The organism is Streptomyces sp. LE64 (assembly GCF_052606915.1).
Genome location: NZ_CP199708.1, coordinates 4,306,403 through 4,330,896, shown reverse-complemented (window position 1 = coordinate 4,330,896; position 24,494 = coordinate 4,306,403). Strand labels below are relative to the sequence as shown.

Below are 24,494 nucleotides of genomic sequence, written 5' to 3'. Positions count from 1 at the left end.
GCAGACCCCCCGGTCGCACAACCCCCCCGTGGGGGCACTCGGTGCGGCGCCTCGAACGGGGGCGCGCGCGACGGACGGCGTGCGCCGGCCCGAAGGGGACGGCGCACGCGCGGGTTCAGTCCTTCGCCCGGGCCGGCTTCTGCGCCGTGGACTCCTCGGCCGGCGCCTCCGCGGTCTTCGCGTCGTCCGCGCTGCCCTCGGAGTCCTCCGCGCCCTCGTCGAACCAGGCGTCCAGCGCCGCGTCGAGTTCCTCGACCCATCGGGCGAGTTCGCCCTTGGAGCGGGCGTGCACCTCGTTGGGGTACCAGCGGCGGTCCGGGGTGTGGACGTACAGGGTCAGCCGGCGCGGGAAGCGGCCGGTGGTGACCTCGACGGCGCCGATCTCGTCCCAGGTCCACTCGGCGGCCTGGTCGTCCAGGGTGAACCGGACGCCGGTGCCGTCCACGGCCATGGACCCGCGCCGGTCGGACGCTTCGAACGCCGGCCCCTCGGGCACGGCGGACCCGGTCTCGGCCGCGGGCTCCCCGGCCCCGGGTGCCGGTTCGGACGGGACGACGTCCGCCGGCTCGACGGCGGACTCCCCCGGTGCGGGGGGCTCGCCCCCGTCCGGGTCGTCTCCGTCCGGGCGGGCCGCACCCGGCTTGCTGACGGCGACGGGCGTCGCGATGCCGGGGACGTGCGCCGGGTCGATGGCGGCGGCGTCGACGAGTGAGGGGTTCTTGCCTATGGGCTGCTCCACGGTCCCGCAGTATGGCCGAGATTCCTGTGCCGTGCATGGGCGGGGGCCCGATCGTGACCGGTGCGTCCGGTAAAGCGGGGTTCCGGGGGCGGCAAAGGCCGGACAAAGACGCTGCGTGCGGTGGGCACGGCGGAGCCGGCCGGCGGTCGGGCCGCCGGCCGGGACGGTCGGGGGCCCCCGCGTGTCGCGGAACGGGGGACGACCGTCCGGGCGCCCCCGTGGCGAACGGGGGCGCCCGGACCCGGGGCGCACGCGGCGGCGGGCGCCCCGCGGGCGGGCCGTGGACTCACGGACGGCCCGTCCGTCGGGGGACGGCTCAGTCGAGGACGGCCAGCACGTCGATCTCGATCAGCAGGCCCTTGGGCAGGCCCACGTAGACGGTGGTGCGGGCGGCGGGCGGGGCGGTGAGGCCCTGCTCCTCGAAGTAGGCGTTGTAGATCCCGTTCATCTCGGCGAAGTGGTCGACGTCGGTGAGGTAGACGCGGATCATCATCGCGTCGTCCCAGCTCGCGCCGCCTTCCTCCAGGATCGCCTTGACGTTGGCGAAGGTCTGGAGGGTCTGCTCGCGCAGGGTCGGGCCGGCGGGGGTGGGGGCCTGGCCCTCCACCGCGGGCAGGAAGCCGACCTGTCCGGCCACCTGGAGGATGTTGCCCTTGCGCACGCCGTGCGAGAACTTCGCGGGCGGAGTGGTGTGGGTGGCGGGGGTGAGGGCGGTCTTCTGGGTCATCGGCGATCCTCGCTCGGGGTGGTGCGGTGGGTGGACGGACCGGGGCCGCCGGCAGCGGCGCCCGGGGTGACGGCGCCGGACGGGCCGGGGCCGGACGGGTGGGGGGTGCCGCCGGAGTACTCGCGGCTGATGGCGTCGGCGGTGCGCCGCACCAGGGGCACCAGGGTGAGGAGTTCCTCGGCGGTGACGACGACGTTCGGCGCGGACACCGACATCGCGGCGACGACCCGCCCGTCGGCGCCCCGGACGGGGGCGCCGATGCAGTTGATGGACTCCTCGTGGCCGCCGAGGTCGGTGGCCCAGCCCTGGTCGCGCACGGTCGCCAGTTCCTTGAGGAAGGCGGCGGCACTGGGCGTCGAACGGGGCGTGTACATCGGGTAGTCGAGCTTGTCGGCGATGGCCCGCCGCTCGGCCTCCGGCAGGTCGGCGAGCAGCAGTTTGGCGACCGCGGCGACGGTGATCGCGACGGGCTTGCCGATCCGCGAGTACATCCGGACCGGGTAGCGGCTCTCGACCTTGTCGATGTAGAGCACCTCGTTCTCCTCGTAGACGGCGAGGTGGACGGTGTGGCCGACCTTCTCGTTGAGGGCGACGAGGTGCGGGTGGGCGATCTCGCGGACGTCGAGGTTCTCCACGGCCTCCTGTGCGAGGGCGAAGAGCCGGGCGCCGAGCCGGTAGCGCTGGTCGGACTGCCGGTAGACCAGTCCGTGTTCGTGCAGGGTGCGCAGCAGCCGCAGGGCGGTGGACTTGTGGACGCCGAGCCGGTCGGCGACCTTGCCCAGGTCGGCGGGGCCTTCGGCGAGCAGCGGCAGGATGGACAGCGCGCGGTCGACGGTCTGGCTCATCTGGTGGGTACCTCCTCCTCGGCCCGGGGGCCGACGTCGGTCCAGCCGGGGCCAAGGCGCAGTCTCCCCCACGCGGCGTCGTCGAGGGCGGCCAGGTGGTCGGCGTGCGCGCGGGTCGGGGGGACCGCGAGGTCACCGGGGACGGTGAGGGCGGCGGCGGCCATGAGGTGGCCGTGGCGCAGCCGGTCGCGGACGGGCAGTCCGCGCAGGGTGGCGGAGAGGAACCCCGCGGCGAAGGCGTCGCCGGCGCCGACCGGGGCCACCACGTCGACCTTCAGGGCGGGCACGAAGGTGCGGGTGCCGTCCGCGGCGAGCGCTTCGGCGCCGTGGGCGCCCTGCTTGACGACGACCAGCTCGGGTCCGGGCAGGGCCGCCCGGACGGCTTCGGGGCCGCCGGTGACGCCCCAGGCGACGGCGGCCTCGTCGGCGCCCACGAAGACGAGGTCGCAGGCGCGGGCCAGGGAGAGCAGCACCCGTCCGGCGCGGGCGTGGTCGCGCCACAGGTTGACGCGGTAGTTGACGTCGAAGGAGAGCAGGGGGCGGTCTGGGCGGGGCGCGGTGAGCTCTTCGAGCAGGGCCAGGCAGTCCGCGGAGAGGGCGGCGGTGATCCCGGAGAGGTGGAGCACGCGGCCGGCGAGCAGGGCGGGCACGTCCATGGTGGCGGGGGACATGGCGGAGGCGGCGGAGCCGGCGCGGTAGTAGACGACCTCGGCGAGCGGGGTGCCGTCGGCGCCGGGGCCTTCGCCCTTGCGCACGGCCCGTTCGCCGGCGGTGCGGAAGTAGATGCCGGTGGGCCGGTGCTCGTCGCGGCGGACGCCGCTGGTGTCGACGCCGTGGTCGCCGATGGCGCGGACCAGGTGGGTGCCGAAGCCGTCCTCGCCGACCCGGCTGAGCCAGCGGACGCGGTGGCCGGCGCGGGCGAGGGAACAGGCGACGTTGGACTCGGCGCCGCCGATGCCGCGGGCGAAGGAGGGGACGTCTTCGAGGGGGCCGGGCGCGGAGGGCAGGAAGGTGACCATGGACTCCCCGAGGGTGACGGCGTCCGGTCGGCCGCCGTGCGGCGCGCCGGTGTGCTCCCGGGAGGCGTCGGGGGCGGGGGCGGGCGGGGCGGCTCCGGGGGCGGTCACGGCGGTGGGGCTCCTCACTGGTCCGTCGGCGCGGGTCGGCCGACCGGAGACCGGTCGGGGGGCGGGGAGATCGGCCGGCGGGCTCCGTTGACCCGGCGTTCGGTGGGATGTTAGACAGCTACGTGCGACATACGCAATGAGCGTTGCAAATGTCGCAACACGCACACTGGTGAACCGCACCAGAAGGCTCCACCGCCCCGACCCCGGGAGGCTCCCATGGCCGCCGCCGTCAACGACGACGCACGGACCGCGACCCCGCAGCCCGCCGCCGCCCTCGCGGCCCTCGCCGACGAGCGCGTGGACCACCGCTTCAAGGGCCTTCCCCCGGACGCCCAGGGGCTCACCGTCGGTGAGCTGGCGAACCAGCGGCGCAACCTGTTCACCGGCGGCTTCACCACCCCCGTGCTCACGCTCTCCGCCGAGCGGCTGGAGCACAACCTGGCGCTCATGGAGTCGTACACCGCCCGGCACGGCCTCGCCTTCGCGCCGCACGGCAAGACCTCCATGGCCCCCCAGCTCTTCGCCCGGCAGATCGAGCGCGGCGCCTGGGGCGTCACCCTGGCCCTCCCCCACCAGGTCCGGGTGGCCCGCGCCTTCGGCGTGCAGCGGATCTTCCTCGCCAACGAGCTCGTCGACCCGGCCGCCCTGCGCTGGATCGCCGTCGAACTGGCCGCCGACCCGGACTTCGCCTTCCTCTGCTACGTCGACTCGCCGCGCGGCGTCGAGCTGATGGACCGCGCCCTGACCGGCTCGACGCGCCGGCTCGACGTCGTCGTGGAACTGGGTGCGGGCGCGGGCGCGCGCACCGGCGCCCGCACCGAAGCCGAGTGCGCCGCCCTCGCCGACGCCGTCGCCGCCACCGACACCCTCCGCCTCGTCGGGGTCGCCGGCTACGAGGGCGAGGTGCCGGACGCCGACCCCGAGCGGGTGCGGGCCTGGCTGCGCCGCCTCACCGCGCTCGCCGTCGCCTTCGACGCGGACGGCCGCTTCGCGGACCTCCCCGAGATCGTCGTCAGTGCCGGCGGCAGCGCCTGGTTCGACGCCGTCGCCGAGGTCTTCGCCGAACTGCCCGCACTCTCCGCGCCGGCGCTCAAGCTGCTGCGCTCCGGCGCGTACGTCTCGCACGACGAGGGCCACTACAAGCACGTCACCCCCTTCAACCGGGTCCCCGAGGAGGGTGCCCTGCACCCCGCGCTGCGCCTGTGGTCCCAGGTGGTCTCCCGCCCCTCCCCCGAGCAGGCGTTCGTCAACGCCGGCAAGCGGGACGCCGCCCACGACCTGGACCTCCCGGTGCCCCGCACCGTCCACCGCGACGGCGCCGAGCACCCCGCGACCGGGGTGACCCTCACCGCCCTGTCCGACCAGCACGGCTGGCTCGTCACCACCCCGGACGCCGACCTGGAGGTCGGCGACTGGCTCTCCCTCGCGCTCTCCCACCCGTGCACCGCCTTCGACAAGTGGCAGCTCATCCCCGTCGTCGAGGCGAACGGCACCGTCACCGACTTCATCCGCACCCACTTCTGACCCCGCTCCCGCGCCGGGGGCGCACGCCCCCGCGCCCGGTGGGCCGGAGCACTCCGGAAGGACCGGAAGGAACCGCATGGACCTGGTGATCAAGAACGCCCGCGTGGCCGACGGAACCGGCGCCCCCGCCTACCCGGCCCACCTCGCCCTGCGCGGGGGCCGCATCGCGGAGATCCACCGCGGCGGACCGCCACCGACCACCACCGGGCGCACCCTGGACGCCCACGGCCTCACCCTGGCCCCCGGCTTCATCGACATGCACGCCCACACCGACCTCGCCCTGCTGCGCGACCCCGCGCACACCGCGAAGGTCGCCCAGGGCGTCACCCTGGAGGTCATCGGCCAGGACGGCATCTCCTACGCCCCGGTCGACGACACCACCCTGGCCCAGATCCGCCGGACCGTCGCCGGCTGGAACGGCGACGGCTCCGACATCGACTTCGACTGGCGCAGCGTCGGGGAGTACCTGGACCGGCTCGACCGCGCCCACACCGACCCGTACGGCAACCGCGGCATCGCCCTGAACGCCGCCTACCTCCTCCCCCAGGGCACCCTGCGGATGCTGGCGCTGGGCTGGGAGGACCGCGAGCCCACCCCCGACGAGCTCGACCTGATGCGCCGGGAGACCGCGAAGGCCATGCGGGAGGGCGCGGTGGGCATGTCCTCCGGCCTCACCTACACCCCCGGCATGTACGCGAAGGACGCCGAACTCACCGCGTTGTGCCGGGTGGTCGCCGAACACGGCGGCTTCTACTGCCCCCACCACCGCAGTTACGGGGCGGGCGCGCTGGAGGCGTACGCGGAGATGGTGGCGCTCGCCCGGGAGGCCGACTGCCCGCTGCACCTGGCGCACGCCACCATGAACTTCGGCGTCAACAAGGGTCGTGCGGACGACCTGTTGGCCCTCCTGGACGAGGCGCTGGACGCGGGCGCCGACATCACCCTCGACACCTACCCCTACACCCCCGGCTCCACCACCCTCGCGGCCGTGCTCCCCAGTTGGGCCAGCGAGGGCGGCCCCGGACGGACCCTGGCCCGGCTGCGCGACGACGCCACCGCCGAACGCATCCGCCACCACCTGGAGGAACTCGGCTCGGACGGCTGCCACGGCGTGCCCGTCGAGTGGGAGACCATCGAGATCTCCGGCGTCACCCACCGGGCCAACAGCCACCACGTGGGCCGCACCGTCCTGGAGACCGCCCGGGCCACCGGCCGCACCCCCTGGGAGACCGCCCGCCGACTGCTGCTGGACGACGAGCTCGGGGCCACGATCCTGCAACACGTGGGCCACGAGGAGAACGTCCAGACGATCATGCGCCACCGGGTGCACACCGGCGGCTCCGACGGCATCCTCCAGGGCGCCAAGCCCCACCCCCGCGCCTACGGGACCTTCCCCGAGTACCTCGGCAAGTACGTGCGCGAACTGGGCGTGCTGTCCCTGGAGGAGTGCGTCGCCCACCTCACCGCCCGCCCCGCCGCCCGGCTGCGCCTCGCCGACCGCGGGCTGGTCCGCGAGGGCTACCGGGCGGACCTCGTCCTCTTCGACGCGGACACCGTCGCCGCCGGGTCCACCTACGCGGAGCCCCGCACCCGTCCCGTGGGCATCCCGCACGTCCTCATCGGCGGCGAGTTCGTGATGCACCACGGCGCGCGCACCGACGTCATCGCCGGACGCACCGTCAGGGGCTCCGCTCACCGACCGTGAACGGATCGGCAACAGATCGCCAAGTGACCATCGACCCCTCCCCAAGAGGGCACCGCACGTGCAACCATCCCGTCCCATGATCACCGCGAGCGAAGTCATGAGACGCACGGGCGAGACCGGTCCGATGCCGCTGCTGACGCTGGACGAGTTCTTCGAGGGCAACACCGACGAAGAGTGCATCGGCCCCAACCAGTGGGGCTACGGCCGCCCGCCGATCGCCGAACTCGCGGCCCGCCTGCGGGAGATCGACCAGCGCGAGGACGTCGTCTGGGTCCGCGTCCAGCTCCACCCCGAAACGGTGGAGGCCCCGGACGCGGCCCTCACGGCGGAGGGCATAGCCGTGTGCACGTACGCCGAGGAGGAGGTCTGCACCCAGTGGGTGCTGGGCTTCGAGGCGGACGTGTTCCTCGGTCTCGCCGACTCCTACTCCGAGGTCCCCAAGGTCCCGGACGGCACCGTCATCTGGTCGGTCGTCTGGGACTGACCCGCACCACCCGCCGGGCCCTCCCCCACCCTCCAGGGGCCCGGCCTCGACAGCCTTCCGCCGCCCCGCGCACGCGCCCCTCTCGCACGCCGGCGCCCCGGCGCTCCCCACGGCCGCCGGCAGACGGCATCCTGGGAGGCGATCGTGAACGAAGACGCGTGAGGGACGGGTGAACCTGTGGGGGACATGGTCAAGGGCGGCAACACCTTCGTGCCGTCGGTGCCGTTGCGGATCGCCGTACGGCACGGGCTGGACGCGACCGCGCTGCTGCTGGACGACGGGGGAAGCGTCCGGGGGGACGGGGACATCGTGTTCCACGGCCAGCCGGCACACCCCTGCGGAGCGGTCCGACTGACCGACGGGGACGAGGGGACCGAGTGGCTGGAGGTGGACCTGCCGGGGCTGGAGCCGGAGGTCGCCCGGGTGCTGGTGATCGGCTCGACCGAGGTCGGGAGCCTGCGGGACGTCCGGGAGCCGTCGGTGGAGGCGTTCGCGCCGGACGGCACCTCCGTGGTGCGGTACGAGGTGGCCCGCCCGGCGGGCGAAACCGCCCTGGTCTTCGCGGAGTTGTACCGCAGGGCGGGCGGCTGGAAGTTCCGCGCGGTGGGCCAGGGGTACCTCGACGGCCTCGCGGGCCTGGCCCGGGACCACGGCGTGGACGTCGCCGAGGAGGACGCCCCGCCGGCGTCGCGGGACCCGAGGCCGACGCCCGCCGCGGCCGGACCGGTTGCGGAGCCGCCCCCCGTGGCACCGTCCCCGGCTCCGCACGCCCCCGCCCCCTGGACGTTCGGCCCGGACTTCGAGCCGTACGAGCAGTCGGGCCGGGACAACGGGGTCGTCACGGCACCGGTCCCGGCCGGCCCGGTGATCGTGGAGCTCTCCGTCGAGGGCGAGGGCTACACCTGCCTGGACGTGCTCGACGCGCGCAACGGCAACGGGGACAACCTCGTCAACAGCACCCAGCCCGACTACCGCGGGCGACTGCTCGCGGTGGCGCCTGAGGAACGCCCGCTCCGGCTGCGCCTGGAGGCCGAGGGGCGCTGGCAGGTGCGGGTGCTGCCGCTGACCCACGCCCGTCGGCTCGGGGAACCCCTGGAGGGGTACGGCCCCGAGGTGCTGCTGCACACGGCCGGCACCGCTGACCTGACCGTGCGCTACTCCGGCGGCGAGAACCTGATCCTCAACACCTTCGAGGTGGCCGGGCGCACCGGACTCCCCGAGGACGAGAACCTGTTGAACGAGATCGGCCGCCGCACCGAGACCGTCCCGCTGCCACCGGGCCCGCTGCTGGTCCAGTTGGAGATGGCGGACGGCCACTGGAGCATGGCGCTGGCGCCCGTCGACGGCGCCCCGCTGCCCGCACCGCTCCCGGCGCCGGCCCCCGTCGACACGGCTCCCCCGGTCCGCAAGGTGCCCGGACCGCCCGCCGCACCGATGGGCGCGGCACCTCCCGGAGGCGGTGAACCGGCGGCTGCGGAGTGGGACTTCGGCCCGGTCTTCACCCCGTACGAGGAGACCGGACACGACGGTGGCGTGGTCACCGCGGAGGGCGTCCCAACCGGCCCGGTGATCGTGGAGCTCGCCGTGGAGGGGAGGGGGTACACGGGGCTGTTCGTCCTCGACCGCCGCAACAACGAACGTGACACGTTGGTCAACAGCACCCACCCGAACTTCCGCGGACGGCTGCTGACCGAGGTTCCCGAGGACGGCCCGCTCCGCCTCAAGGTGCGTGCGGAGGGCCGTTGGCGGCTGCGGGTGCTCCCGCTGGCGCACGGCCTGCGGCTCGGCGAACCGCTCCGCGGCGACGGCCCCGAGGTGCTGCTGCACACGGCCGGGACCGCCGACCTGACCGTGCACTACAAGGGCGACAGCAACCTCATCGCCGACGTGTACCAGGTGCGCGGCCACCGGGACCTCCCCACCAATCGGAAGGTCCTCAACGAGATCGGCAAGCGCAAGGAGACCCTCCCGCTGCCCGAGGGGCCCGTCATCGTCCAGTTCTCCATGGCGGAGGGCCCCTGGACGATGGAACTGAAGCACGTCGCCCCGCGCACCGCACCTGCGGCCGGGACGGCAGTGGCGCGGACCCGGCACGGCGCACCCGCCCCGGGAACGCCCGGGTCGGCGGCCGGCTGGTCCTTCGGCCCCTCCTTCCCGGTGTTCGAGAAGCGCGGCGTGGGCAAGCAGGTCGTCACCGCCCGGAACGTCCCGGCCGGTCCGGTGCTGGTGGAGTTCACCCACGACGGCAGCGGATACGTCGGGGCCTGCACCCTCAGCAGGTGGAACCGCGAGGAGCAGCGCCTCTTCAGCGAATCCATCCCGCAGGTGCGGATCACCGCTCCCGCCGTGTCGCCCCGGCACCGACCCCTGCGCGTGCGGGTGGAGGCGGACGGCACGTGGACCCTGCGTGTCCTGCCGCTGTCCGCCGCCCGGACGCTCGGCGCCGACACCCTCTGCGGGGAGGCTCCGGAGGCCCTCCTCTACACCGGCCCCGCCGCCGACCTGCACTTCGACGTCAAGGCCCGGATGGGCGCCTACACCCAGTTGGTCTGCTACGAGGTCGACGGGGCCGTGGAACTCCCCGAGTACCGGTTGCTGATCAGCGAGGGCGGCCGGCTCAGCACGGTCGTCCCGCTGCCCCCCGGTCCGCTGCTGCTCGGTCTGGGCTCCGTCGACGGCCCGTGGAAGATGACCGCCCATCCGTCCTCCCTTCCCCTGGCGAAGGAGGACTGAGGCCGGGGCGCCGCGGGCGGGCTGCCGTACCCGTCTGACCGTGCGCCGGAGCTCGTGCTCCGGCGCGCGGAGACGTCCGCGGGGCACGGTGTCCGCCGCCCATCCGAGTGGGCCGTCCCCAACAGCCCCCGCCGGGCCACCGGCGCACGCTACCCAGGGGAGCATGACGACGCGCATTCCCCGCTCCCGACGACGGCGCGTGCGCCGCGCCGCCCTGCTCCCGCTGGCCCCGCTGGTGGTCGCCGCGGTGATGGCGCCGGCGCCGCCCGCGCACGCCGCAGTCGTGATGCAACTGGAGGACGCCCTTTCCACGCTCCCCACCGCCGAGGAGGACCGCACGGGCTACGTGCCGGAGGCGTTCCCGCACTGGAACGCGGGCACGGACCCGGCGGACGGCTGCGACACCCGTCGGGAGGTGCTGATCGCGGAAGCGGTGGAGGCCCCCGTGGTGGGCCCCGGCTGCACGATCCACGGCGGCACCTGGACCTCGTACTACGACGACCAGACGGTGAGCGGCACCGGATCGCTCACCGTGGACCACCTCGTCCCGTTGGCCGAGGCGTGGGGTTCGGGCGCCGCCTCCTGGACCGCGGCCCGCCGCGAGGCGTACGCCAACGACCGGGACGCCCCCGCCACCCTGGCCGTGGCGACCACGCGCACGGTGCAGGAGAAGGCCGAGCAGGACGTGGCGGACTGGCTGCCGTTGGAGGGCGAGGACTTCTGCCGCTACGTCGGCGAGTGGGTCGCCACCAAGCACCGTTGGTCGCTGAGCGTGGACGAGGACGAGTTGGAGACGCTGAAGCTGTTCGCGGACAACGCCTGCGAGGAGACCGTGGTGATCTACACCCCGGCGGAGTGAGCCGGTGCCGGGGGCGCGTGCCGGCGACCCCGGCGCCAAGGGTTCACCCTCCGCCCATCCGTGCGACCCGTCCCCCTCAGGGGTGGACCATCCCGGGCATATCCCGCGACCGGGCAGCCCTTCGTGACTCCGGGGCCCTCCGGGCGGATGAGTCGGGTACACCGGATCCGGCATCCTCGACGGGGCGGGTCGGGGCGGACCCGCTCCGGCGACGAGGCGACTCGGGCAACCGGGGCGACGAGAGATGGGCAGGCGAGCACAGCATGAGCGAAGCCGGTGGCAGCCGCACGCACCGCGGCGGTGCCCGCGCCAGGGTCCGGTGGGCGCTGACCGCGCTGGGGGCGACGGCGCTGGCGACGGCGGTGCCCTCGGGCGCGGCGGTGGCGGACGAGACGCACACCGACTCGCACAACGGCCACCGGATCACGGTGATCTCCATCGGGCAGATCGACGACCCGATGGAGGACGTGCTGGAGCACGCCTCGATCCTCGGCGGCGACACCTCCACGGTGGGCTGACCCCCGCTCGGCGGCCCCCTCAGCGCACCCCGCGGGGACGGAACTGGATGCTGATCCGGGGGCCGACGGGCCGGGCGGTCTTGGGCACGGCGTGCTCCCAGGTGCGCTGGCAGGAGCCGCCCATGACGATCAGGTCCCCGTGGCCGAGGGCGTGGCGGACGGTGGCGGGACCGCCGCCGCGGGGGCGGAGCAGCAGGTCGCGCGGGGCGCCCACGGAGACGATGGCGACCATGGTGTCCTGGTGCGCCCCGCGGCCGAGGCGGTCGCCGTGCCAGGCGACGCTGTCCCGGCCGTCGCGGTAGTAGCAGAGGCCGGCGGTGACGAAGGGTTCACCGAGTTCGGGCCCGTAGCGGGCGTTCAGTGCGGCCCGGGCGGCGTCCAGCGCGGGGTGGGGCAGGGGGCGGCCGGTGCCGTAGTGGCAGAGCAGCCGGGGCACGTCCACGGTGCGCTCGTACATCGCGCGCCGTTCCGCGCGCCAGGGCACGTCCCGCGCGAGCCGGTCGAACAGTTCGTCCGCCCCGCGCAGCCAGCCCGGGAGGACGTCCACCCAGGCCCCGGCGGCGAGCGCGGTGCGCCGCACTCCGGCCAGCGGGCCGGTGGACACCGTCACGGGACCGGTGCCGGGGTCGGGCGGCTGGTCGAAGAGGGAGCCCTGGAGCGGGGGCGGCACGGGGGCGGGGGTCATGCGTCCACCCTAGAACACGAATCGAACAAACAATCGACGAAAGGGGAGGGACGTCCTCCCACCACCACCCCCACGTGCCGCAAAACACAGCCCCGCCGCCGCACCGGCGCCGTAGGGTGGCCCGCATGCAGGTGATTCAGTCGACCAAGCTGGCCAACGTCTGTTACGAGATCCGGGGACCGGTTCTCGAAGAGGCCATGCGCCTGGAGGCGGCCGGCCACCGCATCCTCAAGCTGAACACCGGCAACCCGGCGGCCTTCGGCTTCGACTGCCCCCCGGAGATCCTGGAGGACATCCTCCGCAACCTCGGCGACGCCCACGGCTACGGCGACGCCAAGGGGCTGCTCGCGGCCCGTCGCGCGGTCGTCATGCACAACCAGACCCTGGGCATCGAGACGGACGTCGAGCACGTCTTCGTCGGCAACGGCGTCTCCGAGCTGATCGTGATGGCGATGCAGGGCCTGCTGAACGACGGCGACGAGGTCCTGGTGCCCGCGCCGGACTACCCGCTCTGGACGGCCGCCGTGGCGCTCTCCGGCGGCACCGCCGTGCACTACCGGTGCGACGAGCAGTCCGACTGGATGCCGGACCTCGCCGACATCGAACGGAAGGTCACCGACCGCACCAAGGCGATCGTGATCATCAACCCGAACAACCCGACCGGCGCCGTCTACGGGGAAGAGGTGCTGCGGGGGCTCACCGACATCGCCCGCCGCCACCAGCTGCTGGTCTGCTCGGACGAGATCTACGACAAGATCCTCTACGACGGCGCCACCCACATCCCGACCGCCGCCGTCGCCCCCGACCTGCTGACGCTCACCTTCAACGGCATGTCCAAGGCGTACCGGGTCGCCGGGTACCGGGTCGGTTGGATGGCGGTCTCCGGGCCCCGCGCGCACGCCGACTCGTACCTGGAGGGACTGACCGTCCTCGCCAACATGCGGCTGTGCGCCAACATGCCCGGCCAGCACGGGGTGGCCGCCGCGCTCAGCGGCCGACAGACCATCACCGACCTGGTGCTGCCCGGCGGCCGGCTCAAGGAGCAGCGGGACACCGCCTACGAGCTGCTCACCCGCATCCCGGGGGTGACCTGCGTGAAGCCCAAGGGGGCGCTGTACCTGTTCCCCCGGCTGGACCCGAAGGTGTACAAGATCAAGGACGACCGACAGATGGTCCTGGACCTGCTGCGGAGCGAGAAGATCATGGTGGTCCAGGGCACCGGGTTCAACTGGCCCGAGCCCGACCACTTCCGGGTGGTCACCCTGCCCACGGCCGCCCAGCTCACCGACGCCGTGACCCGCATCGGCTCCTTCCTGGACGGCTACGGCCAGCACTGACGGCCCGGGAGCCGGCCCGGCCCCTGCAAGCGGGTGATCCGTCGTACCGCGATTGGCCCGGTGGGAGTGTCGGCGTGCCACGCCGTCCACGCGCGCGTGCGACAACGGCACACATGAGACCACTTCTTCCCAGGTCACCGGGGCGCGCCGGGCAACGGCCGCGCCCCGGCACCGCACGGGCCGGGCGCCGCAGACGCGTCTGGAGCCTGGCCGCCGCCTACGCCATGGCCGCCGCCTCCGCCCCGCTGATCGCCCTCGGTACGGCCGCCGCGCCGGCCGTGGCCGCTCCCCTGCCGGGGGGCCTCGGCCCCTGCGTGCCGGGCGACTGCCCGAACCCCTACCCGCCGATCAGCAACGGCCCGATCGCGGGCCGCGACAACGGCATCAACATCTTCGCGGGCGGCGACTTCCGGGTCCGCGAGCGGGCCGCCGAGGCCGAGGGCCGCCTGGTGGTCCTCGGGGACTTCAGCCAGGACAAGGCCGCGGGCTTCAGCTCGATCTACAACATCGGCATCGTGGGCGTGGGCTCCCGGGTCCCGCCGCCGAACGGCGCCGACTTCCTCACCACGGGCGGCGACGTCACCGTGGCCCCCGGGGAGTCGCTGCTCGCCGACGGCGGCGTGGTCCGCCACGCGGGCACCGCGACCGGCACCATCACCGGCACGGTGGTCCAGGACCCGAACGCCGCGGCCCCCTACGTCGGGCTGCGCGACGAGCTGACCACGGCGAGCCAGTGCTACGCGCGGGACGCGCAGGGCACCCGGCCGGCGACCGGCACGGCGGTGAACCAGGGCGGTCAGACCGTCTTCACCGGTGACAACACCTCCGCGCTCCAGATCTTCAACGTCGACTTCAACATGACGACGGCGAGCGGCGGCCAGCAGGGCATCGTCTTCCAGAACATTCCGGCGGGCGCGACCGTGCTGGTCAACGTGCTGGGCGCGAACCGCACCATCAGCACCTACAGCGGCAGCCCGTTCGACACCGACCCGTTGAACCAGCTCCGTTCACGGCTGCTGTGGAACTTCCCGGACGCCACCACGGTGAACCTGGCCGGTACCGGCCAGTTCCAGGGCAGCGTGCTGGTGGGGAACCAGGCGTCGGAGACCACGGTCACCCTGCCGGGCACGAACGGTCGGTTCTTCAGCACGGGTTCCATCACCCACACCAGCCCCGCGGGTGGCGGCGGCGGGCAGGAGTTCCACGCCTACCCGTTCAACGCGACCAACCTCCCCGACTGTTCGGTGGCACCCACCCAGGGCCCGGTGCAGGTCGTGAAGAAGGACGCGGAGACGCAGGCCGACCTGGCCGGCGCCGAGTTCGAGCTGTGGCAGGAGACCAACGGCCAGACCGGCCTCCAGACCACCGGGGCCGACCCGGACACCCAGGTCGGCGCCACCTGCGTCACCGACGCCAACGGCGCGTGCACCCGCACCGTCGACCTGGGCACCTACTACTGGCGCGAGGTCCAGGCCCCGCCCGGGTACGACCTGCCGGACGACCCGGTCTTCGGGCCGCTGAACCTGACCTCGGCGGACCTGCCGGACGGGGTGAGCATCACCGCCCTCGACAACCGGATCCCGGTGACGGGCGCGGTCACCGTGCTCAAGCGGGACTCGGTGACGCAGGCCCCGCTGGCCGGCGCGGTGTTCCAGCTCTGGGAGGAGACCAACGGCATCCCCGGTCTCCAGACCACCGGCGCCGACCCCGACACCCAGATCGGCCCGTCCTGCACCACCGGGGCGAACGGCGAGTGCACCCGCACCGTCGAGACCGGCACCTACTACTGGCGGGAGAACCAGGCGCCGCCCGGGTACGACCTGCCGGCCAACCCGGTGTTCGGCCCGCTGGTCCTCACCGACCAGAACGCACCGACGGGCGTGACCGTCACCGCGGACAACACCGCGACGGCGCCGGTCACCGGCGACGTCACCGTGGTCAAGCAGGACGTGGAGACCGGTGACCCGCTGGCGGGCGCGGTGTTCCAGCTCTGGGAGGAGACCAACGGCGCGCCGGGGCTCCAGACCACCGGGGCCAACCCGGACACCCAGATCGGCGCCGACTGCACCACCGGTGCTGACGGCGAGTGCACCCGCACCGTCGAGGAGGGCACCTACTACTGGCGCGAGACCCAGGCGCCTCCCGGCTACGACCTCCCGACCAACCCGGTCTTCGGCCCGCTGGTCCTCACCGACGAGAACGCGGGCACGGGCGTCACCGTCACCGCGAACAACAACCCGACCGCCCCCGTCACGGGCGCGGTGACCGTCCTCAAGCAGGACTCCGCCACCCAGGCCCCGCTGGCCGGCGCGGTGTTCCAGCTCTGGATGGAGACCAACGGCATCCCCGGCCTCCAGACCACCGGCGCCAACACGGACACCCAGGTGGGCGCCAACTGCACCACCCCGGCGAACGGACAGTGTTCGCGGACGGTGGAGCTCGGCACGTACTACTGGCGCGAGACCGCTCCCCCGCCCGGCTACGACCTGCCGGCCAACCCGGTCTTCGGGCCGCTGGTGCTGACCGCGGCGAACGCGGGCACGGGCGTCAGCGTCACCGCGAACAACATCGAGACGGTCCCGGTCACCGGTGACGTCACCGTGGTCAAGCGGGACTCGCAGACCGGCGACCCGCTGGCCGGCGCGGTGTTCCAGCTCTGGCAGGAGACCAACGGCGCGCCGGGGCTCCAGACCGGTGGCACCACCCCCGACACCCAGGTGGGCGCCGACTGCACCACTCCGGCGAACGGAGCCTGCACCCGCACCGTCGAGGAGGGCACCTACTACTGGTACGAGACCCAGGCCCCGCCCGGGTACGAGCTGCCGTCCAACCCGGTCTTCGGCCCGCTGACCCTGACCGACGACAACGCCTCCACCGGCGTCACGGTCAACGCCAGCAACAGCCAGACGGAGCCGGTCACCGGCGCGGTCACGGTGGTCAAGCAGGACGCGGAGACCGGGGCGAACCTCGCCGGTGCCGTGTTCCAGCTCTGGGAGGAGACCAACGGCGTCCCCGGCCTCCAGACCACCGGCGCCACTCCGGACACCCTGATCGGCAGCCCCTGCACCACGGGGGCCAACGGGCAGTGCACCCGGACCGTCGAGATCGGCACGTACTACTGGCGCGAGACCCAGGCGCCTCCCGGCTACGACCTCCCCGCCGACCCGGTCTTCGGGCCGCTCACCCTCACCGAGGCCAACGCCGAGCAGGGCGTCAGCGTCGATGCGGAGAACACCGAGACGGCCCCGGTCACCGGCGCGGTCACGGTCGTCAAGAAGGACGCGGAGACCGGGGCGAACCTCGCCGGTGCCGTGTTCCAGCTCTGGGAGGAGACCAACGGCCAGCTCGGTCTCCAGACCACCGGCGCGGTGCCGGACACCCAGGTGGGCGCCGACTGCACCACCGGGGCGAACGGCGCGTGCACCCGGGTCGAGGAGCCGGGCACGTACTACTGGCGCGAGACCCAGGCGCCTCCCGGGTACGACCTCCCGGCCAACCCGGTCTTCGGCCCGCTGCACCTGACCGAGGACAACGTCGAGCAGGGCGTCACGGTCACCGCGAACAACACCGAGACGGCGCCGGTCACCGGTGACGTCACGGTGGTGAAGAAGGACGCGAGCAGCGGGGCGAACCTGGCCGGCGCGGTGTTCCAGCTCTGGGAGGAGTCCAACGGCATCCCGGGTCTCCAGACCACCGGTGCCGACCCCGACACCCAGGTCGGCGCCGCCTGCACCACTCCGGCGAACGGAGCCTGCACCCGCACCGTCGAGGAGGGCACCTACTACTGGTACGAGACCCAGGCCCCGCCCGGGTACGAACTGCCGGCCAACCCGGTCTTCGGCCCGCTGGTCATCACCGCGGAGAACGCCCCGCGGGGCGTGACGGTCACCGCGAACAACACCCGCACGCCCGTCACCGGTGAGGTGTCGGTCGTGAAGGTGGACGAGGAGACCGGCGACCCGCTCACCGGCGCGGTGTTCCAGCTGTGGGAGGAGACCAACGGCATCCCCGGTCTCCAGACCACCGGCGCCGACCCCGACACCCAGGTCGGCGGCACCTGCACCACCCCGGCGAACGGCGAGTGCACCCGCACCGTCGACCCGGGCACGTACTACTGGCGCGAGACGCAGGCCCCGGACGGGTACGAACTGCCGGCGAACCCGGTGTTCGGCCCGCTGGTCCTCACCGAGGAGAACGCGGCCGAGGGCGTCGGCGTCGAGGCGGGGAACACCCGGACCCCGGCCGAGGAGAGCGTCATCGAGGTCGTGAAGACGGACAAGAAGAACGGTCGCCCGCTCGCCGGGGCCGTCTTCGAGCTGTGGACCGAGTCCAACGGCGTGCCCGGCCTCCAGACCAGCGCCTCCGGCTCCACCCCCGCGGACACCCGCGAGGGCACCGGTTGCTCCACGGACGCCGCCGGGCTCTGCGTCTTCGACGAACTGCCGCTCGGCACGTACTACGTGCGCGAGACGGCGGTGCCCGAGGGCTACGTGCTGCCGGACAACCCCGTCCGGGGCCCGATCGAGATCACCGAGGAGAACGCCGGTGAGACCGTGACGGTCAACGTCGCCAACAAGCGCGAGGAGCCGGGCAAGGGCAAGTGACGCCCACCCGCTGAACCGCCGACCGGCGAAGGCCGGGGACCGCCACCGCGGTCCCCGGCCTCACCGTTTCGGCCCCTCTCCCGGGGCGGTGGGCGGGGACGGCTGGTAGCTGTGGTGGGACCCGAGCGGACGGAGGCACCGTCATGACCCCTGCTGACGACGGCATAGCGGCTGCGGTGCCCGGGGGCGGACCCGCGGGGCGTTCCCGGTACCGGGGCGGTGCGCTGCTCGTGCTCGCCGCGACCGTGCTGGGGGCCGCGGCGGGCGTCGCCACCGCTCCGAGGGCCGCCGCCGGGCCCGTGGTGGTCGACGAGGAGTGCACCGCTTCCACCGGCCCCTACCAGCGGCCGATGGAGGAGTACCTGGGGCGGCCGGTGGACGGGGCGCAGTCGCCGGAGGACTGCGCGGCGATCCGCGGCTTCCAGGAGGCCCAGGCCGTCGACCCCGCGGACGGCTACGCCAATCTGCTCACCTACCGGGTGATGACCGCGGTCCGGGCCCGGGCCGACCCCAACGCGGACCGGCTGTGCCCGGCCCGCTCGTACCCGGTGACCTGCGTGGACCTGGACCGGCAGCTGCTGTGGGTGCAGCGCGGCCAGGACGTGGTCTTCGACCCGGTGCCGATCCGCAGCGGGCGGGACGGCGAGGAGACCCGCACCGGCTGGCACGCGATCTACTGGCGCAGCAAGGACCACGTGTCGACCCTGTACGACACCCCCATGCCGTACGCGCAGTTCTTCGACGGGGGGCAGGCCCTGCACGGCCGGCTGGACAGCCTGTTCGACGGGGGCGGGTCGGCGGGGTGCGTGAACCTCCGACTGGGGGACGCGGAGGTGCTGTGGGAGCTGCTGGACGTCGACGACGCGGTGTACGTCTGGGGGGTCAAGCCGGGGACGGCCGACTGAGTGCGGACGGCTGTCCCGCCGGAAGGGGCTGAATACGGGACTCCGCTTAGTTTTAGACTCGATCCAAGCTAGGATGGGTTCGTCACAGCACAGGAAGGCCCGTTCCATGTACGAACCGATCCGCACCAAGTCGGTCCACACGGTGGCCGACCAGGGTGACTACCCGCACCGCTCGCGCGAGGAGGAGCTGGACATCCAGCTCGCCGGACACCTCTCCGCCCTGCTCGCCGTCACCGACGAGCTGCGGGCCCTCACCCCCACCCCCGACCTCGCCCGTGCCGCCGACCGGATCGCCGGCCAGATCGCCCGGCTCCGCGGTGCCGCCCCGGTCCGCGGGGTCCCCGAGCCCGCGGTGCCCGGCCCCGGTCGGGCCCGTTCGCTCGGACTGCACCACCGTGCGCACGCCCTCGCGGGCCGCGCCCTGGTGGTGGCCGCCTCCCGCGCGGACACCACGGTCGCGATCCTCGCTGCGGAACGGATGGACGTGCACGCCGCCCCCGAGGACGCCGTCCCGCCGGCGCCCGCACCGCGCCGCGTCGCCCACCACGCCCCCGAGGACACCGGGTACCGGGCACGGCGCGGCGAGCGCCGCCGGAAGCTGGCCGCCGCCCGCTGACCGCGCACGAGGACGAGCCCCCGGAGGACCGTTGTGACCTCCGGGGGCTCGTCGGGTCTCCGCACGGGCCCGGGAGGGGGCCGGCGCGGAGGGGCCCGGCCGGTCAGGGGAAGGACCGGCGGGCCGTGGCACCGCGGGTGCCGCAGCGGCCTCAGCCGAGGCGGCGCACCAGGGAGCGGTACTCGTCCCACAGCTCCGTGGGGGTGTGGTCGCCGAAGGTGTTGAGGTGCTCGGGGACCAGGGCGGCCTCCTCGCGCCACACCTCCTTGTCGACCGTCAGCAGGAAGTCGAGGTCGGCGTCGGAGAGGTCCAACCCCTCGGTGTCCAGGGAGCCCTGCGCCGGGAGCACGCCGATCGGGCTCTCCACGCCCTCGGCGGTGCCGTCGAGGCGCTCCACGATCCACTTGAGGACCCGGCTGTTCTCGCCGAAGCCCGGCCACACGAACCGGCCGCCGTCGTCCTTGCGGAACCAGTTGACGTAGTAGATCCGCGGCAGCTTGGCCGGGTCCTTGTCCTTGGCCACGTTCACCCAGTGGGCCATGTAGTCGCCCATGTTGTAGCCGCAGAACGGCAGCATCGCGAACGGGTCGCGGCGCAGCTCGCCCACCTTGCCCTCGGCGGCGGCGGTCTTCTCGGAGGCCACGTTGGCGCCCAGGAACACGCCGTGGTTCCAGTCGAAGGACTCGGTCACCAGCGGGACGGCGCTGGCGCGGCGACCGCCGAAGAGGATCGCCGAGATCGGCACGCCCTTCGGGTCCTCCCACTCGGGGGCGATGGTCGGGCACTGCGCGGCGGGCACGGTGAACCGGGCGTTGGGGTGCGCGGCCGGGGCGGCGGACTCCGGGGTCCAGTCGTTGCCCTTCCAGTCGGTCAGGTGGGCGGGGGTGTCCTCGGTCATGCCCTCCCACCACACGTCGCCGTCGTCGGTGAGCGCGACGTTGGTGAAGACGGAGTTGCCCCAGAGCGTCTTCATGGCGTTGGCGTTGGTGTGCTCGCCGGTGCCGGGGGCCACGCCGAAGAAGCCGGCCTCCGGGTTGATGGCGTACAGCCGGCCGTCCTCGCCGAAGCGCATCCAGGCGATGTCGTCGCCGATGGTCTCGACGGTCCAGCCCTTGACGGTGGGCTCCAGCATCGCCAGGTTGGTCTTGCCGCAGGCCGAGGGGAAGGCGGCGGCGACGTACCGGGCCTCACCGCTGGGCGGGGTCAGCTTGAGGATCAGCATGTGCTCGGCGAGCCAGCCCTCGTCGCGGGCCATCACCGAGGCGATGCGCAGGGCGTAGCACTTCTTGCCGAGCAGGGCGTTGCCGCCGTAGCCGGAGCCGTAGGACCAGATCTCGCGGTCCTCGGGGAAGTGGGAGATGTACTTGGTGGCGTTGCACGGCCACGGCACGTCCGCCTCGCCCTCGGCGAGCGGGGCGCCCAGGGTGTGCACGGCCTTCACGAAGAAGCCGTCGGAGCCCAGCTCGTCCAGGACCGCCTTGCCCATCCGGGTCATGGTGCGCATGGCGACGGCGACGTAGGCGGAGTCGGTGATCTCCACGCCGAGCGCGGAGAGCGGCGAGCCGAGCGGGCCCATGCAGAACGGGACGACGTACATGGTCCGGCCGCGCATCGCACCGCGGAAGATGCCGCCCCGGCCGTCGACGCCCCGGAACACCTCGCGCATCTCGGCGGGCGCCCGCCAGTGGTTGGTGGGGCCGGCGTCCTCCTCCTTCTCGGAGCAGATGAAGGTGCGGTCCTCGACGCGCGCCACGTCGGTGGGGTCGGAGGCGGCGTAGTAGGAGTTCGGGCGCTTGACCGGGTCCAGTTTGCGGAAGGTGCCCTTGGCGACGAGTTCCTCGGCCAGCCGCTCGTACTCGGCCTCCGATCCGTCGCACCAGACCACGCGGTCCGGCTGGGTCAGCTCGGCGATCTCGTTCACCCAGGCGATGAGCCCCTGGTGGGTGGTGGGCGGGGTGAGGGTGTCGCCGGTGGTGCCGGGAGCCGCGTTATCGCGCGCCACGATTTGCTCCTAAATGAGGGTTTGACGTTGTTCCGCCCCTTGGGGGCTGCGACCCGGATGCTTCACGGCAGGGTCCACCCCCCGCCTCGGCGCTCATCCGGTGCCGACCGCACTCATTTGATCATCCGCCGCAAATGCGCAGATGTCCAGAGGGGCTCACAAGTGAGCGGCGTGAGCCTCACCACGACACGCCTCCGGCGCAGCACACCGGCGCACGGAACGTCACGCGCACCTCACCCCCCACCCGTCACCGTTCGGCGCGCGCCGGGGAGGCCCCCCTCACCCGGCTCCGCCGTCCGGTCCACCGCGACACCGACCGTCCGGGTGCCGGGCACCCACCATCCGGGTGCCGCCGGACCGAGGAGCTGGACAGTCGAGGGCGGCTGCTGCACCTACGGAAGCGTAGGTACGATGCCGAACATGACTGCGCCCGTGCCCGCACTCCCGGATTCACCCGGTCCCCAGGACGTCCGAGACCCGGGAGCGGAGGGCGCGCCACCGGCCCTCGCGGTCCCCCGCCAAGCCGACACCACGACCCTCGAACAGGTGCACGAGCCCGCCGTCGCCGAGGTGAAGCCGAAACTGCGCGGCTGGCTCCACGCGGGCATGTTCCCGGCCGTCCTGGTCTCCGGGCTGTTCCTCACCGCGCTCGCCGACTCCACCCGGGGCCGCATCGCCTGCGGCATCTACGTCCTCACCGCCTGCCTGCTGTTCGGCGTCAGCGCCCTCTACCACCGGGGGAACTGGGGCCCCCGCGCGAGCGGAGTGCTGCGCCGCCTCGACCACGCCAACATCTTCCTGATCATCGCCGGCACCTACACCCCCCTGACCCTGCTCCTGCTGCCCGACGCCAAGGGGCAGTGGCTGCTGTGGAGCGTGTGGGCCGCCGCGGCGGCCGGCATCGTCTTCCGGGTCTTCTGGGTCGGCGCCCCCCGCTGGCTCTACACCCCGTGCTACATCGCCATGGGCTGGGCCGCCGTCTTCTTCCTCCCCGACTTCCTGCGGACCGGCGGCATCGCCGTCCTCGTCCTGGTGATCGTCGGCGGCCTCCTCTACAGCGCCGGCGGGGTCGTCTACGGCATCAAGCGCCCCAACCCGTCCCCCCGCTGGTTCGGCTTCCACGAGGTGTTCCACTCCTTCACCCTGGCCGCCTTCGTCGTCCACTACGTGGGCATCTCGCTGGTCGCGTACCAGCACGGCTGAGGGCGGGGGGCGGGCCGGCCGGCGGGGGCCCCGGCCGGTCGGGGCCCCCGCCGGAACGACGAGGGCGGGGGAACGTCCCGGGCCGAGGACGACACGGGCGGCGCGGGCCGCAGACGGGACCGAATGGGGCCGACGGGGCGCCGTCGACGTCCTACTTGATCCAGCCGAAGCCCTGCATGGTGTCCAGCCCGAGGCCCCAGGACCGCAGGGCGTCCACGAACCGTCCGTCCGCGTCCATCGACACCCGCACCAGCGCACCGATCCGCGGCGCTCCCCGCACGGTGAACTTGCGCCGGGGCCCCGCCTCCAGCACCCGCACCCCGGTCGGCGCGGGCAGTCCGAGGACGCTGGCCTTGTGGACGAGGTTGTGCCGGAGTCGATCGAGGTACGGCTCGTCCTCGGGCAACAGGTACCCGTTCTCGCCCTTCACGATCACGGGCGTGAGCGTCGCCAGCTCGACCGGCCCGGAATGCGAGGGCGTCGTCACGTCCAGTGCCACGCCCCGGACCCGCAGCCGAGCCGCACCCCAGCGGATCTCGGTGCGCTTGGACAGGGACGAGACCAGCGCCGCCGCCAGTTCGGGCGCGGGCGACCCGAACCACACCGAGCCGTCCGCCGACGTCGTGTACACGCCCTTCACCCGCCGCGCGCCCCGGAACTGGGGGCTCGTCATGCCCAGCGGCTTGAGCGACTGCCCGTTCCACCCCTCGTCGTGCAACCTCCGCGCGAGGTCCGCGTCATGGCTGCTGAGCAGCCCGTACACCACGCCCCGGGCGGGTCCGTGCACATCGCTCCACGACAACGACCGCACGTCTGCCTCGACGTCAACCCTGACCCGCATGCTCCCCCAACCCCGCTACGGGGCCCTCTTCTCGATCCGGTTCACCACGACGGACGGCACGGCACCCGGCGCCTGACGCGGGGCGGCGGCCCGCCGTCGCTACTCTCTGTGGGCTCACCCTAACGACGACCTGGTGTTCGGGGGCAATTTCCCACGAAGTCCTATGTGGGACGCCTTGGGTCTGATAGGGGGCGTCGGACCGGTTGGGTGGGGAGTGACCGGTGGAGCGCCGTGGAAACCCGTAGGTCCCGCCCTGCCCCGAATGACATCCTGAGCCCCATGAAGGACGAGCACACCACCGGCCCGCAGATCACCCTGGAAGTCGCCCCCGAACTGGGGCTCTTCGTGCCGCACAAGCGGCGGGGCGGGCCCACCGCGCTGCGGGTCGACGGAACGTCCAGCCTCGGGCACGTGGTCGAGTCCCTGGGCGTGCCGTTGACCGAGGTGGGCGGGGTGAACGTGCACGGGCGGCCGGCGCCGTTCGGGTACGTGCCGGTGGACGGGGACGTGGTGCGGGTGGGGGCGGTGGTGCGTCCTCAGCAGGTGCCGGGAGCCCCGTTGCGGTTCCTGCTGGACGTGCACCTGGGGACCTTGGCGCGGCGGATGCGGGTGCTCGGGATCGACACCGCCTACGAGGCGGTGGACATCGGCGACCCGGCGCTGGCCGCCCGGTCGGCCCAGGAGCGACGCGTCATGCTCAGCCGGGACCGGGGACTGCTGCGACGGCGGGAGCTGTGGGCGGGGGCGTACGTCTACAGCGACCGGCCGGACGAACAACTGCGCGACGTGTTGGGGCGGTTCGCGCCCGAGCTGCGGCCCTGGACGCGCTGCACCGCGTGCAACGGGACCCTGGTGACGGCGACCGGGGACGAGGTGGCCGACCGGATCGAGGACGGCACCCGGCGCACCTACGACGTGTTCGCGCGGTGCACCGCGTGCGAGGGGGTGTACTGGCGCGGCGCCCACCACGACCAGTTGGAGCGGATGGTGGCGGACGCCGTCGCGGAGTTCGGCCCCGTGACCCCGTAGTCCCGCAGCGC

The 24,494-nt window shown here is 73.5% G+C and carries 18 protein-coding genes and 1 pseudogene; 12 read left to right on the top strand and 7 right to left on the bottom strand.

The genetic code is table 11. The features are described 5' to 3' along the window. Positions 1-115: 115 nt before the first annotated feature. The 4 genes from ACSMX9_RS19620 to ACSMX9_RS19605 form a co-directional block, all read right to left on the bottom strand. Positions 116-739 (bottom strand): hypothetical protein, encoded by a 624-nt coding sequence (locus ACSMX9_RS19620; RefSeq protein ID WP_445395617.1) that lies wholly within the window; start codon positions 737-739, stop codon positions 116-118. A gap of 316 nt (positions 740-1,055) precedes the next feature. Continuing rightward, positions 1,056-1,466 (bottom strand): RidA family protein, encoded by a 411-nt coding sequence (locus ACSMX9_RS19615; protein ID WP_351249840.1) that lies wholly within the window; start codon positions 1,464-1,466, stop codon positions 1,056-1,058. After that, positions 1,463-2,311: an IclR family transcriptional regulator gene (locus tag ACSMX9_RS19610; RefSeq protein WP_445395615.1), complete on the bottom strand. Its 849-nt coding sequence runs from the start codon at positions 2,309-2,311 to the stop codon at positions 1,463-1,465. Before ACSMX9_RS19610 ends, ACSMX9_RS19615 begins: the two co-directional genes overlap by 4 nt. Continuing rightward, complete coding sequence (locus ACSMX9_RS19605) at positions 2,308-3,438, bottom strand: sugar kinase (RefSeq protein ID WP_445395613.1); 1,131 nt, start codon at positions 3,436-3,438, stop codon at positions 2,308-2,310. The genes ACSMX9_RS19610 and ACSMX9_RS19605 overlap by 4 nt, the downstream gene beginning before the upstream one ends. A gap of 216 nt (positions 3,439-3,654) precedes the next feature. Between ACSMX9_RS19605 and ACSMX9_RS19600 the strand changes: the two genes are divergently transcribed. From ACSMX9_RS19600 to ACSMX9_RS19575, 6 genes are all read left to right on the top strand, one after another. Continuing rightward, positions 3,655-4,962 carry an alanine racemase gene (locus ACSMX9_RS19600; RefSeq protein WP_445395611.1) on the top strand — a complete coding sequence of 436 codons (1,308 nt, stop codon included), beginning with the start codon at positions 3,655-3,657 and terminating at the stop codon, positions 4,960-4,962. A 76-nt stretch (positions 4,963-5,038) separates the two neighbouring features. Beyond that, a complete protein-coding gene (locus ACSMX9_RS19595; RefSeq protein WP_445395609.1) occupies positions 5,039-6,667 on the top strand; it encodes an N-acyl-D-amino-acid deacylase family protein in 1,629 nt (542 codons plus the stop codon). Positions 6,668-6,743: 76 nt separating this feature from the next. Then, positions 6,744-7,151 carry a hypothetical protein gene (locus tag ACSMX9_RS19590; protein ID WP_445395607.1) on the top strand — a complete coding sequence of 136 codons (408 nt, stop codon included), beginning with the start codon at positions 6,744-6,746 and terminating at the stop codon, positions 7,149-7,151. A gap of 186 nt (positions 7,152-7,337) precedes the next feature. Next, positions 7,338-9,884, top strand: coding sequence for a TerD family protein (locus tag ACSMX9_RS19585; RefSeq protein WP_445403035.1), 2,547 nt, complete (start codon positions 7,338-7,340; stop codon positions 9,882-9,884). Positions 9,885-10,047: 163 nt separating this feature from the next. Next, positions 10,048-10,743 (top strand): HNH endonuclease, encoded by a 696-nt coding sequence (locus ACSMX9_RS19580; protein WP_445395605.1) that lies wholly within the window; start codon positions 10,048-10,050, stop codon positions 10,741-10,743. A gap of 263 nt (positions 10,744-11,006) precedes the next feature. Beyond that, positions 11,007-11,261 (top strand): hypothetical protein, encoded by a 255-nt coding sequence (locus tag ACSMX9_RS19575; RefSeq protein WP_351240022.1) that lies wholly within the window; start codon positions 11,007-11,009, stop codon positions 11,259-11,261. A 19-nt stretch (positions 11,262-11,280) separates the two neighbouring features. Here the strand turns inward: ACSMX9_RS19575 and ACSMX9_RS19570 are convergent, their stop codons facing one another. Continuing rightward, positions 11,281-11,946, bottom strand: a complete 666-nt coding sequence (locus ACSMX9_RS19570; RefSeq protein WP_445395603.1) for an alpha-ketoglutarate-dependent dioxygenase AlkB — start codon at positions 11,944-11,946, stop codon at positions 11,281-11,283. Between the two features lie 125 nt (positions 11,947-12,071). Between ACSMX9_RS19570 and ACSMX9_RS19565 the strand changes: the two genes are divergently transcribed. The 4 genes and pseudogenes from ACSMX9_RS19565 to ACSMX9_RS19550 all read left to right on the top strand — a co-directional run. After that, positions 12,072-13,283, top strand: coding sequence for a pyridoxal phosphate-dependent aminotransferase (locus ACSMX9_RS19565; RefSeq protein WP_445395601.1), 1,212 nt, complete (start codon positions 12,072-12,074; stop codon positions 13,281-13,283). A gap of 113 nt (positions 13,284-13,396) precedes the next feature. Then, positions 13,397-17,887, top strand: coding sequence for a SpaA isopeptide-forming pilin-related protein (locus ACSMX9_RS19560; protein ID WP_445395599.1), 4,491 nt, complete (start codon positions 13,397-13,399; stop codon positions 17,885-17,887). Between the two features lie 143 nt (positions 17,888-18,030). Beyond that, positions 18,031-18,792: a L,D-transpeptidase gene (locus ACSMX9_RS19555; RefSeq protein ID WP_445395597.1), complete on the top strand. Its 762-nt coding sequence runs from the start codon at positions 18,031-18,033 to the stop codon at positions 18,790-18,792. Between the two features lie 106 nt (positions 18,793-18,898). Next, positions 18,899-19,288: pseudogene (locus ACSMX9_RS19550) on the top strand (SCO4983 family protein); the annotation flags it as partial. 271 nt (positions 19,289-19,559) lie between these two features. On the opposite strand, the gene ACSMX9_RS19545 reads toward ACSMX9_RS19550, so the two are convergent. Continuing rightward, the gene (locus ACSMX9_RS19545; RefSeq protein WP_445395595.1) at positions 19,560-21,410 is read right to left on the bottom strand and encodes a phosphoenolpyruvate carboxykinase (GTP); all 1,851 of its coding nucleotides are present in this window, start codon (positions 21,408-21,410) and stop codon (positions 19,560-19,562) included. Positions 21,411-21,821: 411 nt separating this feature from the next. On the opposite strand from ACSMX9_RS19545, the gene trhA reads away from it, so the two are divergent. Then, positions 21,822-22,613, top strand: a complete 792-nt coding sequence (gene trhA, locus ACSMX9_RS19540) for a PAQR family membrane homeostasis protein TrhA (RefSeq protein ID WP_445395593.1) — start codon at positions 21,822-21,824, stop codon at positions 22,611-22,613. Positions 22,614-22,764: 151 nt separating this feature from the next. On the opposite strand, the gene cas6 is transcribed toward trhA, so the two are convergent. Beyond that, complete coding sequence (cas6, locus tag ACSMX9_RS19535; RefSeq protein WP_445395591.1) at positions 22,765-23,454, bottom strand: CRISPR-associated endoribonuclease Cas6; 690 nt, start codon at positions 23,452-23,454, stop codon at positions 22,765-22,767. Positions 23,455-23,733: 279 nt separating this feature from the next. Here cas6 and ACSMX9_RS19530 point away from each other — a divergent pair, with 279 nt between their 5' ends. Then, entirely contained in the window at positions 23,734-24,483 is a 750-nt protein-coding gene (locus tag ACSMX9_RS19530; protein WP_445395589.1) for a Mut7-C RNAse domain-containing protein, read from the top strand. Positions 24,484-24,494: the final 11 nt, after the last annotated feature.

Excerpts from the sequence above, each read along its gene's own strand:
- ACSMX9_RS19615 (WP_351249840.1), bottom strand. The coding sequence starts at position 1,466 with ATGACCCAGAAGACCGCCCTCACCCCCGCCACCCACACCACTCCGCCC.
- ACSMX9_RS19610 (WP_445395615.1), bottom strand. The coding sequence starts at position 2,311 with ATGAGCCAGACCGTCGACCGCGCGCTGTCCATCCTGCCGCTGCTCGCC.
- ACSMX9_RS19600 (WP_445395611.1), top strand. The coding sequence starts at position 3,655 with ATGGCCGCCGCCGTCAACGACGACGCACGGACCGCGACCCCGCAGCCC.
- ACSMX9_RS19595 (WP_445395609.1), top strand. The coding sequence starts at position 5,039 with ATGGACCTGGTGATCAAGAACGCCCGCGTGGCCGACGGAACCGGCGCC.
- ACSMX9_RS19590 (WP_445395607.1), top strand. The coding sequence starts at position 6,744 with ATGATCACCGCGAGCGAAGTCATGAGACGCACGGGCGAGACCGGTCCG.
- ACSMX9_RS19585 (WP_445403035.1), top strand. The coding sequence starts at position 7,338 with ATGGTCAAGGGCGGCAACACCTTCGTGCCGTCGGTGCCGTTGCGGATC.
- ACSMX9_RS19580 (WP_445395605.1), top strand. The coding sequence starts at position 10,048 with ATGACGACGCGCATTCCCCGCTCCCGACGACGGCGCGTGCGCCGCGCC.
- ACSMX9_RS19575 (WP_351240022.1), top strand. The coding sequence starts at position 11,007 with ATGAGCGAAGCCGGTGGCAGCCGCACGCACCGCGGCGGTGCCCGCGCC.
- ACSMX9_RS19570 (WP_445395603.1), bottom strand. The coding sequence starts at position 11,946 with ATGACCCCCGCCCCCGTGCCGCCCCCGCTCCAGGGCTCCCTCTTCGAC.
- ACSMX9_RS19565 (WP_445395601.1), top strand. The coding sequence starts at position 12,072 with ATGCAGGTGATTCAGTCGACCAAGCTGGCCAACGTCTGTTACGAGATC.
- ACSMX9_RS19560 (WP_445395599.1), top strand. The coding sequence starts at position 13,397 with ATGAGACCACTTCTTCCCAGGTCACCGGGGCGCGCCGGGCAACGGCCG.
- ACSMX9_RS19555 (WP_445395597.1), top strand. The coding sequence starts at position 18,031 with ATGACCCCTGCTGACGACGGCATAGCGGCTGCGGTGCCCGGGGGCGGA.
- trhA (WP_445395593.1), top strand. The coding sequence starts at position 21,822 with ATGCCGAACATGACTGCGCCCGTGCCCGCACTCCCGGATTCACCCGGT.
- cas6 (WP_445395591.1), bottom strand. The coding sequence starts at position 23,454 with ATGCGGGTCAGGGTTGACGTCGAGGCAGACGTGCGGTCGTTGTCGTGG.
- ACSMX9_RS19530 (WP_445395589.1), top strand. The coding sequence starts at position 23,734 with ATGAAGGACGAGCACACCACCGGCCCGCAGATCACCCTGGAAGTCGCC.